The 13,295-nt window shown below is 39.1% G+C and carries 15 protein-coding genes and 5 pseudogenes; 3 read left to right on the top strand and 17 right to left on the bottom strand.

Annotated features, from left to right (window positions below):
* Positions 1–38: 38 nt before the first annotated feature.
* The 3 genes and pseudogenes from HT729_RS02530 to HT729_RS02520 form a co-directional block, all read left to right on the top strand.
* A pseudogene (locus HT729_RS02530) lies at positions 39–735 on the top strand (IS5 family transposase); the annotation flags it as partial.
* Between the two features lie 102 nt (positions 736–837).
* Positions 838–945, top strand: a pseudogene (locus HT729_RS02525) (IS5/IS1182 family transposase); the annotation flags it as partial.
* 149 nt (positions 946–1,094) lie between these two features.
* The gene (locus tag HT729_RS02520) at positions 1,095–1,571 is read left to right on the top strand and encodes a GNAT family N-acetyltransferase (RefSeq protein ID WP_000777684.1); all 477 of its coding nucleotides are present in this window, start codon (positions 1,095–1,097) and stop codon (positions 1,569–1,571) included.
* A gap of 579 nt (positions 1,572–2,150) precedes the next feature.
* Here the strand turns inward: HT729_RS02520 and HT729_RS02515 are convergent.
* From HT729_RS02515 to HT729_RS02435, 17 genes and pseudogenes are all read right to left on the bottom strand, one after another.
* Positions 2,151–2,276 (bottom strand): annotated as a pseudogene (locus HT729_RS02515) (SAM-dependent methyltransferase); the annotation flags it as partial.
* A 32-nt stretch (positions 2,277–2,308) separates the two neighbouring features.
* Entirely contained in the window at positions 2,309–2,722 is a 414-nt protein-coding gene (gene comGG, locus HT729_RS02510; RefSeq protein WP_000265633.1) for a competence type IV pilus minor pilin ComGG, read from the bottom strand.
* Complete coding sequence (gene comGF, locus HT729_RS02505) at positions 2,700–3,161, bottom strand: competence type IV pilus minor pilin ComGF (protein WP_172922103.1); 462 nt, start codon at positions 3,159–3,161, stop codon at positions 2,700–2,702. Before comGF ends, comGG begins: the two co-directional genes overlap by 23 nt.
* Positions 3,124–3,426, bottom strand: a complete 303-nt coding sequence (gene comGE / locus HT729_RS02500) for a competence type IV pilus minor pilin ComGE (protein WP_000413380.1) — start codon at positions 3,424–3,426, stop codon at positions 3,124–3,126. The genes comGF and comGE overlap by 38 nt, the downstream gene beginning before the upstream one ends.
* Positions 3,389–3,823 (bottom strand): competence type IV pilus minor pilin ComGD, encoded by a 435-nt coding sequence (gene comGD / locus HT729_RS02495; protein WP_050207886.1) that lies wholly within the window; start codon positions 3,821–3,823, stop codon positions 3,389–3,391. Before comGD ends, comGE begins: the two co-directional genes overlap by 38 nt.
* Positions 3,786–4,109, bottom strand: coding sequence for a comG operon protein ComGC (gene comGC / locus HT729_RS02490; RefSeq protein ID WP_050207887.1), 324 nt, complete (start codon positions 4,107–4,109; stop codon positions 3,786–3,788). Before comGC ends, comGD begins: the two co-directional genes overlap by 38 nt.
* Position 4,110: 1 nt before the next feature.
* Entirely contained in the window at positions 4,111–5,127 is a 1,017-nt protein-coding gene (gene comGB / locus HT729_RS02485; protein WP_172930804.1) for a competence type IV pilus assembly protein ComGB, read from the bottom strand.
* Positions 5,075–6,016, bottom strand: coding sequence for a competence type IV pilus ATPase ComGA (gene comGA / locus HT729_RS02480; RefSeq protein WP_172931628.1), 942 nt, complete (start codon positions 6,014–6,016; stop codon positions 5,075–5,077). Before comGA ends, comGB begins: the two co-directional genes overlap by 53 nt.
* A 75-nt stretch (positions 6,017–6,091) precedes the next feature.
* On the bottom strand, positions 6,092–6,457 hold the full coding sequence (locus HT729_RS02475; protein ID WP_172930802.1) for a DUF1033 family protein: 366 nt from the start codon (positions 6,455–6,457) through the stop codon (positions 6,092–6,094).
* Between the two features lie 149 nt (positions 6,458–6,606).
* Positions 6,607–7,644, bottom strand: a pseudogene (locus tag HT729_RS02470) (zinc-dependent alcohol dehydrogenase family protein).
* A 318-nt stretch (positions 7,645–7,962) separates the two neighbouring features.
* On the bottom strand, positions 7,963–8,202 hold the full coding sequence (locus tag HT729_RS02465; RefSeq protein ID WP_000907298.1) for a hypothetical protein: 240 nt from the start codon (positions 8,200–8,202) through the stop codon (positions 7,963–7,965).
* Between the two features lie 113 nt (positions 8,203–8,315).
* Positions 8,316–8,750, bottom strand: coding sequence for a cytidine deaminase (locus HT729_RS02460; protein ID WP_023934276.1), 435 nt, complete (start codon positions 8,748–8,750; stop codon positions 8,316–8,318).
* A gap of 13 nt (positions 8,751–8,763) precedes the next feature.
* Positions 8,764–10,224 carry a glutamate--tRNA ligase gene (gene gltX, locus HT729_RS02455; protein WP_000031077.1) on the bottom strand — a complete coding sequence of 487 codons (1,461 nt, stop codon included), beginning with the start codon at positions 10,222–10,224 and terminating at the stop codon, positions 8,764–8,766.
* A 130-nt stretch (positions 10,225–10,354) separates the two neighbouring features.
* Positions 10,355–10,831, bottom strand: a pseudogene (pgi, locus tag HT729_RS02450) (glucose-6-phosphate isomerase); the annotation flags it as partial.
* A gap of 446 nt (positions 10,832–11,277) precedes the next feature.
* Complete coding sequence (locus HT729_RS02445) at positions 11,278–11,649, bottom strand: PTS glucitol/sorbitol transporter subunit IIA (RefSeq protein ID WP_023935311.1); 372 nt, start codon at positions 11,647–11,649, stop codon at positions 11,278–11,280.
* A 98-nt stretch (positions 11,650–11,747) separates the two neighbouring features.
* Positions 11,748–12,728 carry a PTS glucitol/sorbitol transporter subunit IIB gene (locus tag HT729_RS02440; RefSeq protein ID WP_020992831.1) on the bottom strand — a complete coding sequence of 327 codons (981 nt, stop codon included), beginning with the start codon at positions 12,726–12,728 and terminating at the stop codon, positions 11,748–11,750.
* 16 nt (positions 12,729–12,744) lie between these two features.
* Positions 12,745–13,287 (bottom strand): PTS glucitol/sorbitol transporter subunit IIC, encoded by a 543-nt coding sequence (locus HT729_RS02435; RefSeq protein ID WP_023934057.1) that lies wholly within the window; start codon positions 13,285–13,287, stop codon positions 12,745–12,747.
* Between the last annotated feature and the right edge of the window lie 8 nt (positions 13,288–13,295).

Raw genomic sequence — 13,295 nt, 5'->3', positions numbered from 1 at the left:
TAGACTTCCTGCGAAACAATATATGGTATAATAGTTCTATGGATTATGAAGCAAGTGAACAACTAACTGATGCACGATTTAAGCTCCTGGTTGGTGTTCAGTGCACGACTTTTGAAGAGATGTTAGCTGTATTAAAAAGAGATTATCAAGGTAAACACGCAAAAGGGGGACGAAAACCTAAACTAAGCCTAGAATACCTTCTTATGGCGACTTCAATATGTGCGAGAATATCGAACTTATGAAGAAATTGCGGCTGATCTTGGTATCCACGAAAGCAACTTAATCCGTCGGAGTCAATGGGTTGAAGTAACTCTTGTTCAAAGTGGTTTTACGATTTCAAGAACTCCTCTCAGTTCTGAGGACACGGTAATGATTGATGCGACGGAAGTAAAAATCCATCGCCCTAAAAAACAATTAGCGAATGATTCTGGTAAAAAGAAATGCCACGCTATGAAGGCTCAAGCGATTGTCACAAGTCAAGGGAGAATTGTTTCTTTGGAGATCACTGTGAACTATTGTCATGATATGAAGTTGTTCAAAATGAGTCGCAGAAATATCGGACAAGCTGGTAAAATCTTGGCTGACAGTGGTTATCAAGGGCTCATGAAGATAGATCCTCAAGCACAAACTCCACGTAAATCCAGCAAACTCAAGCCGCTAACAGCTGAAGAGAAAGCCTGTAACCATGCGCTATCTAAGGAGAGAATCAAGGTTGAGAATATTTTTGACAGAGTATAGTAGATTGAAACTAGAATAGTACACCTCTACTTCTAAAACATTGTTAGAAATCGATTTGACTGTCTTGATCGATTTGTCCTGTTCTTATTTCATTTCACTATAAAAACGTTTAAAATGTTTTCAACAACCTATCGAAATCATCGTAAACGCTTCGGCTTACGAATGAATTTGATTGCTGGTATTATCAATCATGAACTAGGATTCTAGTTTTGCAGGAAGTCTAATAATGAAAATAAAGGACTAAAGTAATAACTCTAAATATATCTGATTTTTATAGGACGTTTCATAAAAAAATCTACATACCTAGAGTCCTATTTAGTTATGTATCTTACATAAAGAGAAAGGAATTAATTATCATGAAATTATCTTTGTATAGTGAAGTTGACCATTACCATTCTTTAAGTTCTTATTCTTTAAATGATATTACACATACTGATACCCCAAAAAATATTATTGAAAAGTCTAAAAAAGATAAGTATAGATACCCAATAGTAATACTTAATAAAGAACATAAAGTAATTGGATTTTTTTGCCTACACCTAAACACTGGTCCTAAAGAGTATGGCTATTATCAAAATGATTATGCGCTTATTAGAGGATTTTCTATTGATGATAATTTCAGAAATCAAGGATATGGTTCTAATGCTCTGAATAAAATATTTGAATTCATAGACTCAACTTTAAAATTAGAAATTAACCATATTGTATTGGCTGTAAATGAAAAAAATATATTGGCTCAAAAAGCATATAGAAATTCAGGTTTTTTTGTTGTGAAGAAAGATTTAGAAGGAAAAAAGGGGAAATTAATTATTATGGAGAAAAGCAGAAACTAGTATCATTTCTAGTTTCTGCTTTTCACTAAGTCTGCTATAAATTTAGTATTCTAGCTTATTTGCATATTTTGAGAGGAATAATCTATATACTAAACTTTTATGTTTATAATTCATTCCTTTCGTTTCACTCAAGGCACAAGACAGAATGAAAAAGTGGTGTGCTCTTTATTTTGTTTTATAATAATAGTGAGAAAGTCTATCACTACTACAAATCACGGGGAGGTGAATAAGTGAGTGATACAGCCACTACCTCGCATATTTATAGGTGTCATTCTTTCCATCAAGCACAAGAACTGTGACTAGGAGAACGTAAACTTATAATTGAATAAGCGAATCGTTTGTGAAAAGGAAAGAATAGTCAAGGGATAGGCAGACTCAAATTTGGTGAAGGGAGACTCCTCATGTTAAAAACCAAATTTCAATTTAAAAAATTTTAAAATTTGTTTCGCATTTACTACTCCTTGCATTTATATTGGATTGATTAACAGAACCTTTCGCGATGTTCCTTAGCAACTTCTTTGTACTAGGAAAATTTAAAAATTCGGATAGGTAGCTACCCCGATTATTCACAAAAAAAGCATCCAAAATTTCTTTGTCTGATAGAAGATCAATCTGTTTCTCGACTGCTTGACAAACCAAGTTTGCAAGGAAGATATTTTTAGGGGAATCAAAAGTTTCTGCTTTGTGGTTAAAATCATGTCTCATATTTTTAGTTTAGCACAAAATAGCTTGATTGGCTAGGAATTCTCTTTCTTTTCAACCTTCTCTTCTGATTTTTTCTTCTCTGCTTGATTACTTGAATCAGTCACTACCTCTTCCTTTTTCTCTGTTTTCTCTTCTTTGATTTTGACTGAAGGAAACAGAAACTCATATTGACTCTTCGGCGTACGAACCCTTGTCACCAAGCTTGTTTTCTTATTTTGATAGCTCACCTGACCCAGATTAAAGGTCTGTTCCCCACTTTCTTGCTCAACCTTATCTTTGGCTCGATTGGCCATGGCAAAAGCGACCAGCTTTTCTTTATTTAAAGCGTAGTCTTGATAGTGGGCGACTTGTCGGTTCAAGTAAAATTGTAACAAAAGACTAAAGATGGCTGCCATGGTGACTGCATAGAGGAGAACACCTGCCTTAACTTTTTTCTTTTTCCACACGATAGATGAACTCCCTTTCTAAGCCTTTTTGGAATTGAAAACGAAAGCGAACCACTTGATTCTCCTCTGTAATATGCGCAGATTTGAGACCATAAACCATAGGCTGATAGCCTCGACCACTAGAATCTGTTTTACGAAAATCATCTGATCTGGACTTGCCAATGGCTATGTCCTTGCCATCTTGCTTCATATAGAGACGATTGCCCTCCACTTTTTCGAACTGCGAACGGTCTAATTCTGCTTCCAACTGGTCCACAAACAAGAGCCACTCTTTTTGCTCGCTCTGTTGCTGGTAGCGAACTTCTGAAATGAGAAGCTGACTCATGGCTTGAAAGAGGAGTAAGCTTCCACTGATGACAATGAGGGCAATCAGGGATTCTAATAAGGTAAAAGCCTTGACCTTATGGCTCTTTGATAGCCAACAACTGTTCTGAACCATGGTAGACCTCCAATCCCTTTTCACTAGAAAACACCTGAATCTCAACTCCGTTTATGTTTACCTGATTTTGACCTGTCTGCAAGGCCATCTTAGCTACCCTCAAGACTTCTTCCTTTTGCAAGATTTTTGCTTCTTCTTGCCTATTCTTTTGAATTTGTCCCAAAAGGAGGGTCGCAATGCTGGCAAAGATAGCTAGAGCGACTACTGCTTCCAGTAAAATCACTGCCCTAATTTTTTGTTTCCTTAATGCGTTTAATTTTTCCATTTCCTAAATATAATTGATAGCGAATCGCTCCTTTACTGGTCTGAAATTCAACCTTAGCCAGAGACGAATTGCCCCCAGCTCGGTCAAATGTAATACTTTGGTCTGATGGTGCCTGAATCCCTTTGGGGACTATCAACTTTTGACTGCCATTGCTAATCGTCTGCCCATCTAAGTTCAGACTAGTCTTTTGCTGACTGGCTACACTGCGTTTTTGAGTTTCCCGATAAAGTTCTTCAAACTCCATAAAGAAAATCTGCTCCTCTACCGCCGCAAAAGTAGACTGGACAGAGCCTGACAAACCCAAGGCAAGGATACTCACAAGTCCCAAAACCAAGAGACTTTCAAGCATGGTAAAGGCCTTAATCCGCGACCGTTTGAGTCTTATTTTGTTTTTCATGATATTCTTTATAAGCTTTAGCTTGCTCTTCTGTGATTCGCCCATCTGCTTGTAACTTACTTAGACTAGCATCTTCATTTTTATCCAAGCTATAAAGCTCTGCCTGGCTTTCCACCACCTTAACAACAGCAGCTTTTCCTTTGTCATTGACTGCTTCTTTTTGCTTGGTCAGATTAGGTACAAAGAGTAATAGAAGCACGCTGATGATGAGCAAGACCACCAACATCTCTACCAGAGTGAAAGCTTTAACCTTAGCTTTTTTCAAGAATGTCATCATTTTTTTCATGTTAAAAATTTACCTCCATATTTTGATACATGGGCATGAGCATTGCCGCATAAAGTAAAACGATAATCAGAGCCACAAAGATAAAGACCAGTGGCTGCACCAAATTCATGGTGCGGTTGACTCGGGTAAAAAAGGCTTCCCAAGTTTTTTCAGCATAGATTTCCAACTCACTACCCAGCTTGGACTTGACTTCCCCATACTCGATGATGAGACTCAACTCCTTCTTAAAGAAAGGATAGGTTCCTATCGTCTGAGAAAATTCTCGGCCATTTTGCAGGGCTTGAGCCAGGTCTTGACCGATTTCTTTAAAGAGCTGGGAACCTTGTTCCTGCATCATTTGAAAAATCTGCGTCAGCTCCATTCCCTGCGAAATCATATTCCCCCATTCACGCGCATAATAGGCTGTCAGATAGGTCTGCACAAAAATTCCAAGAAAGGGAAGGCGTGCTAAGATAGAAAAGACACGCATCTTAGAATTTCTTTTATAGAAAGTGAGTGCTAAAAGGGCAAGTACGGAAACAAACCCTACCATACCTAGAAAAATTTGTGGCAGATTGCCAATAATTTGGGTGGCAATATTACTACTATCCAGTTGTGGTAGTAGATAGTTCCGTAGTCCCAGCATGATTAAGAGAAGAAAACCCAGCAAAATCAAGGGATAGGTCGCTACTTCAATTAGTTTTTTCTTGACCTTGGCCAGATTGTCTAGATACTCTTCTATCTTTCCCAAACTCAGGTGGAGATTTCCATGGACTTCCGCTAGGGATAACTGAGTGACAATGGCACTTGAAAAGCCCAAACTAGCCATCATTTCTGAGAATGATTTCCCCTGAGACAAGCCCGTGCGCATCTGGGTCACACACTGCTTGTCCAACAAAGCACTCCTATCTAAAAAGGAGATGGTCTCCACCAGATGAAAACCGCTGGAAAAGAGATTGTTAAACAAGGTGATGATATTTTTTTGCTTAGCTGTAGCTAATTTTTTCCGTTTCAGCCTGAAGACTTGTGATATGTCCATCTTTAAGAAGCTGGTCAATCTGTTCATTCCAGCTAGTTGGCTGGTGTTCTTGATAGTCTTTGTTTGCAAAGTCAACGATTCCTCCTCCCCCGATTAATCTCTGGTAGCAGACTCCCTGCAGAACGACTGCCAATTCCTCTTCACTCACACCCAACTCCAGCAGGCGCTCATAAACACCTCGAATACTCTTGGCATGAATGGTTGAAAAGACTGTCGCCCCTGTCAAACTAGCTCTGACCACTGCACGCGCCGTCTCGCTGTCACGAATTTCTCCGATAATCAAGAGATCTGGTCGATGACGCAAGGAAAGTTTGATCAGATTTTCATAGGTAAGCCCAATCGCTTCATTCAACTGCAACTGGAGCATGTTGTCCTGCTTGATTTCGACAGGATCTTCGATGGACATAACTTGCTGTCCTTTAAAGAGATATTTAGCCAATTCGTGCATCAAGGTTGTCTTGCCACTGCCGACTGGGCCAGCAAAGAGATAGAGACCACGTCGCCTGTACTGCTTGCCCAGTTCTTCAATATCCTGAAACCAAAAATGCAACTCCTGCTCCTCATCGTGCAACAAGCGAATGACTAAACTCTCATGTCCTCGATAATCGCCTACAGTAGATAGACGTAGAGATGCCATCTTCTGGTCATAGGCATAATCACAGGAACCCAGTTGGCTACGTCGCTTTTCTCCCACATTCATACCCGCCACAAACTTAAAGTGACTGATGACGGCCGCAAACTTTTCAAAATCATAACAACCGATTTTACAGCGCTCGTCTCCTATCCTCATATGAAGCTCATAGGCGTCTAACTTAGGGACAAAATAAATGTCTTGCGCACCTTTTTTCCGGGCCGAACGAATGATTTCTTGTGCAATTTCTTGAACCATACTTACCTCCTCACCTATACTATTCGCAAAGATTTGGAAAAATAAAAAAAGTAACTCCAAAAAGTTACTTTTTCTCTATTTTAATTTCATACGGCAAGAACGGTGCCTTTCCTTACCAGTTTGCTTTTCATAACCTGGACGTAGTTTTTCATCTGGGATAACCTGCTCATCCTGTAATAGAGCCAAAGAATGGTATTGTTGTAAATAGTCATCACATTCATCACACCAGCGTTGGTCTTCTGGATCCCAAAAAATGGTCATCAAGTCACTTCTGCTTTTATAAAGAGGGGATTCTTGTTCTAATTTAAACCAGCAAGTTTTGTAGTATTTGAGAGCATCATAATACTGGTCAAATTTCTTACTAGCTATAATATCTTCTTCCCAACCTTCTAAGAACCACCAGGGTTCAAAATCTCCGTACATTTCTATAACACGATACATATTCATTCATTCCTTTGTACCGTATATTATAACCAATTCCGCTAAACAAGGAAAGAAATATGCTCATCTCTTAATTTTTTGATAAAAAATCCAGCCATCCTATGATGACTGAATTTCTATTTGCTTATGTTCCAAAATCTTTTTACTACCTAGGCTTCAGAAATATCGTTTTCGATGATGACCTTAATTGCATGGTGGTCTGCTGCCTTACTGAAGACTTCATAGGCTTTTTCAATTTCACTTAGTTTGAAATAGTGAGTTACCAATTTTTCTGGTTCAATCTTATGACTTTCAAGTGCTTTCAACAATTGTGGAGTTGTATTTGTAGATACCAAACCAGTTGTTACATTGATGTTGCGAATCCAAAGCTTGTCCAAATCAAATTCAACTGGTTTACCATGCACACCACAGTTGGCAACTGTTCCGTCTACACCGATAATCTTTTGACAGAAATCAAATGTTGCAGGAATACCAACAGCTTCGATAACAACATCTACACCACGACCATCTGTCAAATCATAAATTTCTTTAATGGCTTTTTCAGGATCTGAAGAATTAACCTTATGAGTCGCACCGAATGATAGGGCAGTTTCCAAGCGGTTATCATCTAGGTCTACCATAATCAATTGAGCTGTCAAAAGTGCAGCCAATCCAACTGGTCCTGAACCAATAATAGCTACGCTACAACCAGGTTCCACTTCCCCTTTTAAGACACCAATTTCATATCCAGTAGGCAGAATGTCTGATAGCATAACCAAGGATTCATCTGACAAGTCTTCTGGAGTATGGTAAAGAGTGTTATCTGCATGAGGGACACGTAGATATTCAGCCTGCATACCATCAATCAAGTGACCGAAAATCCAGCCCCTTCGTCTTCACAGTGGGCATAAATTCCTTTTTTACAGTAGTAGCATTTACCACAGGCGCAGACACAAGAAATCAAGTCCTTGTCGCCTTTTTTGAAGTTAGAAACTCCTTCCCCAACTTCTTCAACAATCCCAATCCCTTCGTAGCCAAGAATGGTACCACTTTGACAAGCAGGAACATCCCCTTTGATAATATGGAGGTCTGTTCCACAAATAGTATTTTACGATACGCACAATAGCGTCTGTTGGCTTGCGAATAACTGGTTTATCTACATCAACAAAAGAAGCAAGTCCTGGTTTAACATAAGTATAGGTTTTCATAAAGCACTCCTCCGTTTTTTAAATGTACTATTTATAATATAATTGCAAGCCTTTTCAATTGGCTCTTTAGGTATTTTTGTGATATTTTTAACTTTTTTATTTACCGGTAAAGCAATGTAGATAAAAAAGCAGAAGCTAGCCTCTAACTTCTGCCTTCTCTCTTATGACTCATCTCCAATTTTTCTGATACCTGCAACAAAAATCGAAGATAATAATAATTGGGTAACACTCAACTGATCAAATCCAAAAATGTAATGTTCTAGCAAATGAAATAAGAAAACAAACAAAAACAAAGATAATAAAATCTTACACATAGATTTAAGCCCAGAAATTAATCCGTCCATTATTTGGATATACATCCCTAGCATCAACCCATTGAGCTACCGCATAACCTACATTGTAGAAAATGTTAATATAATCAAATATACGTTCAAGAAGTTCAGCTAACCGATTGCTATAAATGCCTAAACGAATAGCAGCTTTTTTAGCTACCCTACTTAAAGTAGCTTTAGCAACTGCCAATCCTTTTTTCTTTACCAAATTACCAATGCCTGCCACACCACCGGAAATAGCAGTAGCAATTAGATTTTCTACTTTTTTAAACTTTTTTCATTTTTTCAAGTACAGTTTTTCAAATTATAGTAAAAAGAGCCAGAATTATACTGACTCTTCTATTGATTATTAAACTTAGAAGCACGTTCTTCTCCCCACCAATAGGGCATTAGTTCTGCGACTTTCACTGTCTTTCTTGTATCGTAGTCCATCATGAATTCTGCATCTTTATTTTCAGCGTTCAACTCTAAAAGGAATTCTCTGCAAGCGCCACAGGGCATTCCTGAACTTCCACCATAAGGTGCTTTATCTCGAAAGGCTAATACTTTCTTAACCTTAGTTTGTCCTGAAAATTGGTACATATTGAAGAGGGCCGCCCGTTCTGCACAGAGATGGAAAACACCACAGGTTCCCTCCATACAGAAACCTGTAAATATTTGTCCATCTTCTGCTTCTACTGCAGCTACAACATGATTGGCATAAACAAAGTCTGATACTTCATGTGGATTGTATAGTTTCTGTGCTTCTTCGTACATCTTTTCCCAGATGTCCATTATTGTACCCTTCTTACTTAGAGATTTCCTTTAACATATTTTCGATATGCTGGATTGATTTTTCACGTCCAAGCAAGAAAATTGTATCTGGTAATTCTGGTCCATGCATTTCACCTGAAACTGCGATACGAATAGGCATGAAAAGATTTTTCCCTTTAATACCTGTTTCCTTTTGGACTGCTTTAATTTGTGGGAAGATATTCTCTGTCACGAATTCATCATCTGTCATCACTTCGAGTTTTGCTTTGAAGGCTTCAAGAACTGTTGGGACTGTTTCACCTGCCATGACTTCTTTCTCAGCCTCAGTTAATTCTGGGAAGTCTGAGAAGAAGAGGTCTGTCAATGGGATAATCTCATCTACTGATTTCATTTGTGGTTTATAGAGCTCAACTAATTTTTCAGCCTTGTCAGTCAATCGACCTGCTTCTTCTAGGAATGGTTTTGCCATTTCAAAGATAGTTTCTAGGTCTGCATTCTTGATATAGTCATTGCTCATCCAGTCTAGTTTTTTCTGGTCAAAGGCTGCTGGAGACTTGCTGAGGCGATTTTCATCGAACAGTTTAATGAGTTCTTCACGAGAGAAAATCTCATCTTCGCCACCTGGGTTCCAACCAAGAAGAGCAATAAAGTTAAAAACTGCTTCTGGAAGGTAACCTTTCTTACGGTAATCTTCTATAAATTGAAGTGTATTAGTATCACGTTTAGATAACTTCTTACCAGTCTCAGAGTTGATAATCAAGGTCATGTGACCGAACTCTGGAGCTTCCCAACCAAGTGCTTCATAAACCATGAGCTGTTTTGGTGTATTAGCGATGTGGTCGTCTCCACGGATTACGTGAGAAATCTGCATATCATGGTCATCGATGACAACGGCAAAGTTGTATGTTGGATAACCGTCTTTCTTTTGGATAACCCAGTCACCACCGATATTGCCACCTTCAAATTCGATATCACCTTTGACCATATCATGCCACTTGTAGATACCTGTCTCATTGACAGCCAAACGAACAGTTGGGATGATCCCTGCTGCTTCACGTTCTGCGATGTAAGCTGCTTTTTCTTCTTCACTCATACCAAGGTATTCATTGATGTAGCGTGGTGTTTCGCCAGCTACTTCTTGGCGTTCGCGTTCAGCTGCCAACTCTTCTTCTGTAACGTAAGATTTATAGGCTTTTCCTTCAGCTAATAGTTGGGCAATGTATTTTTGATACAAGTCCAAACGCTCAGACTGGCGATAATTCTCATGTGATTCTGGACTTTCATCCCAATCCATGCCTAACCAGCGAAGGTTTTCAAGTTGTGAACGTTCACCATCCTCGACATGGCGTTTACGGTCAGTATCTTCGATACGAATGAGAAATGTTCCACCATGATGGCGCGCATACAAGTAATTAAACAATGCTGTACGGGCATTCCCGATGTGTAGTAGTCCTGTTGGACTTGGTGCGTAACGTACGCGGATATCTTTTGACATAGTTTCTCCTATAAAGTCTCTAGGCGTCTGCCTTTTTGCTCTCTATATTATATCACAAGTCTTGGCTGAGTCCAATTTCTATGGATAAAGAGAGTAAAAAGAGTGGACAAACCACTCTTTTCTTCTATTATTACAGACGTGCGTTAAGTTCTTTGCTCAATTCTTCAAATCCTGGTTTTCCAAGAAGGGCGAACATGTTACGTTTGTAGGCTTCAACACCTGGTTGGTCAAATGGGTTGATAGCATTCAAGTAACCTGAAAGAGCGATAGCCAATTCGAAGAAGTAGATTGTATAACCAAGAGTGAAAGCGTCTTGCTCAGGCAGTGTCACAAACATATTTGGAACTCCACCATCAGTGTGTGCTAACAGCACCCCATCTGTCGCTTTTTTGTTTACAAAGTCAACGTCTTTTCCTTGAAGGTAACCAAGACCGTCCAAGTCTTCTGCCAATTCAGGAATCAGCACATTTTTGCGAGGTTTATCTACACGGATAACTGTTTCAAAGAGGATACGAGTTCCTTCTTGGATAAATTGACCCAATGAGTGCAAGTCAGTTGAGAAGTTAGCTGAAGTTGGGTAGATACCTTTTTGGTCTTTTCCTTCTGTTCAGGCACCCCTTGTAGATGCATCTGCTGGAAATTCCCTTGCACTGGCTGGCTAGTTTGATTGACTTGCCAAGCCCTTTGCGCTTGACCTTGACCGTCTTATTCTGGCATGCTTTTCTCCTTATAAATTTTGTTGATTTGTCATATTGCGAAAACATTGAAAAACAATGACAAATTTCACAATATTATAATATAAATTATTTTTCCTATCAAAAAAGAGAGTGGGAAAGAACTTCAAACAAGTTAAAAAGTTCGTCTTCCACCTCCCCCCGCACAGTTGATCAGGCAATCTTTGGGACTTACAAAGCGAAGGAAGATGCCAATCAACCACTAAGTTATCTGTTTTTTTAAATTTAGACTCAAAAGCCTGGACTTTTTGCCCAGGCTCTGATTCAAGTTTTTAGACTCTTATTTTTCTAGTATTCTTAATTAGATATTTTATCTTACTTAGGCAGCTTCGAAAATCTGAATGGTAGAACCTTTCTCAAGTACTACTGCTTGGTCTGCTGCGACATGGAGTGTACCAGGAAGGCTCCCCTCTTTTGAACCATCAAAAGAAATCGTGATATGCCCCAGTCCAGTTAAATTTTTTTCTACTACATTTCCTACGGCAGTAATCGAATATTCCTGACTATCTACGACCAGCTTTCCACCTTCTAGTATTGCACCTAGAAGATTTTTGTTATCGATTTTAAAACAATACTCTGCTAAATCTTCCGGAGCTTCTTCTCCAAATAAAATGAGCATATTAGCGTCTTGAATCATATTCTGAGCTTCAAGCCCCACTTGAATTACTTTAGCTTCAAAAATTTTCTTCATCTAATTCCTATTCATCCTTTCTCAAATCTGTCATAAACTTATGCTTATAGATAAGTTTAACATAATAGTTGCTGTGTTTACGTGCATCTATCAAAGTTCTACTGATAAAGGCCAATACTAGCTATCCAAGCTACTAGCACCCGCGGAACACCATTTAGAAAGCGTGAATAAAGTACAGAAGGAACACCAACCTCAACTGTTTCAGCTTTGGCTTCAGAAAGACCGAGTGCTACAGGGATGAAATCACAACCGTTTTGGGTGTTGATAGCAAATATAGCTGGTAGAGCCATTTGGGGTGGAATATTTCCTTTTCCGATTTCGACTCCAATTAAGGTTCCGATAATCTGACTGATAACAGCTCCGGGGCCTAACAAAGGAGATAGGAATGGCAAGGAACAGATAAAGCCAATCAAAATGAGCCCCCAGATGTTCCCCGCCAGGGGAACCATTAATTTTGCCAGCCAATTTCCAACACCTGAACCTTGAATAACCCCAATCAGCAAGGAAACAAAGGCCATGAAAGGAATGATTGTATTGAGCATTGTCTGAATGGCTTCACGAGCAGCCTGGTTGAAAGTCGCAACGACCTTCCCAGCGCCCATCCCAATTCGTGCTACAATACTTGTTTCAGCTTTTTGCTCTGTAATTTTTTTACTAGTATCGTAAGTTGGCTTTTCAGTTACCACAGTTGTCGCTTTTTCGTCTTCATTAGCAGCAGAAATTTGATTAAGGCCAACTGCTGACACATAGATTTCCTCGGTGATATATTGAGCTAGAGGGCCACTTTTCCCTGTAGCGACAATATTGATTGTAGGGATCCCCTTTTTAGGATAAATACCGCAGCGAAGAGTACCGCCGCAATCTACGATTGCTAAAGCAATTTCCTCATCTGGGATAGAAGTTTTAAACCCGTTAACAGCTTCCATACCGGTCAAATCAGCAATTTTATCTACAATATCTGGCTTTTCTCCGCCACCAGTGATATAGATGAATTTATGCTTAGCCTCACTAGGTGTAATGACCAAAGGGCCCCCGAAACCACCATTTCCTTTAACAACTTTTATACTCTTATATGACATAATTTCACTCTTTCTATCAATCAAATGTTTTACTCAAGGTAACACCTTGCTGTTTTGCTACATAAGCAGTTGTAAAATCGGTTACCCAACCGCCTACAAAGTTCATGACAATCCCAACAAGCATGTAACGAATGGCTAAGTCCGTTTGACTTAAACCTAAATTTTGAATTCCTGTTGCAATTCCCACCCATACAAACAACTCCCCAGGATTGATATGCGGGAATACACCATTTGAAGTATGGCAGAACTGCATCTGAGCTGCTACAAAACTAGGTTTATAATATTCTGGTAAGAAACGTCCCATACTAATCGCCATCGGATTCCCCAGCATAAAGGCTGAAATGAAAGGTAAAATCATATACCGGCTAACAGGATTTTTGGCAGAAATCTTAGCTAGGGAATTGACCTTCTCTTCTCCCAAGAAAGCGATAAGGGTATTCATTGCAATCAATAGCATCAAGACAAGAGGTACAATATTTGTCATCCAGCTAATAAAGGTTTCTCCACCTAATTGGAAGAGTTTCATAAAACTCTCTGCAAATTCTGTAATATAATTCATAAGGAACT

The organism is Streptococcus sp. 79 (assembly GCF_013277425.1).
Classification (GTDB): Bacteria; Bacillota; Bacilli; order Lactobacillales; family Streptococcaceae; genus Streptococcus; species Streptococcus pseudopneumoniae.
This window is presented reverse-complemented; position numbering and strand designations above follow the sequence as displayed.

Bases quoted from the DNA above. Each gene is read 5' to 3' on its own strand.
- comGD (WP_050207886.1), bottom strand. From the start codon at position 3,823: ATGAAAAACAAAATAAGACTCAAACGGTCGCGGATTAAGGCCTTTACC.
- HT729_RS02445 (WP_023935311.1), bottom strand. From the start codon at position 11,649: ATGAAGAAAATTTTTGAAGCTAAAGTAATTCAAGTGGGGCTTGAAGCT.
- gltX (WP_000031077.1), bottom strand. From the start codon at position 10,224: ATGTCAAAAGATATCCGCGTACGTTACGCACCAAGTCCAACAGGACTA.
- comGB (WP_172930804.1), bottom strand. From the start codon at position 5,127: ATGGACATATCACAAGTCTTCAGGCTGAAACGGAAAAAATTAGCTACA.
- comGC (WP_050207887.1), bottom strand. From the start codon at position 4,109: ATGAAAAAAATGATGACATTCTTGAAAAAAGCTAAGGTTAAAGCTTTC.
- HT729_RS02520 (WP_000777684.1), top strand. From the start codon at position 1,095: ATGAAATTATCTTTGTATAGTGAAGTTGACCATTACCATTCTTTAAGT.
- HT729_RS02460 (WP_023934276.1), bottom strand. From the start codon at position 8,750: ATGGACATCTGGGAAAAGATGTACGAAGAAGCACAGAAACTATACAAT.
- HT729_RS02475 (WP_172930802.1), bottom strand. From the start codon at position 6,457: ATGTATCGTGTTATAGAAATGTACGGAGATTTTGAACCCTGGTGGTTC.
- comGA (WP_172931628.1), bottom strand. From the start codon at position 6,016: ATGGTTCAAGAAATTGCACAAGAAATCATTCGTTCGGCCCGGAAAAAA.
- HT729_RS02435 (WP_023934057.1), bottom strand. From the start codon at position 13,287: ATGAATTATATTACAGAATTTGCAGAGAGTTTTATGAAACTCTTCCAA.
- comGE (WP_000413380.1), bottom strand. From the start codon at position 3,426: ATGGAAAAATTAAACGCATTAAGGAAACAAAAAATTAGGGCAGTGATT.
- HT729_RS02440 (WP_020992831.1), bottom strand. From the start codon at position 12,728: ATGTCATATAAGAGTATAAAAGTTGTTAAAGGAAATGGTGGTTTCGGG.
- comGF (WP_172922103.1), bottom strand. From the start codon at position 3,161: ATGGTTCAGAACAGTTGTTGGCTATCAAAGAGCCATAAGGTCAAGGCT.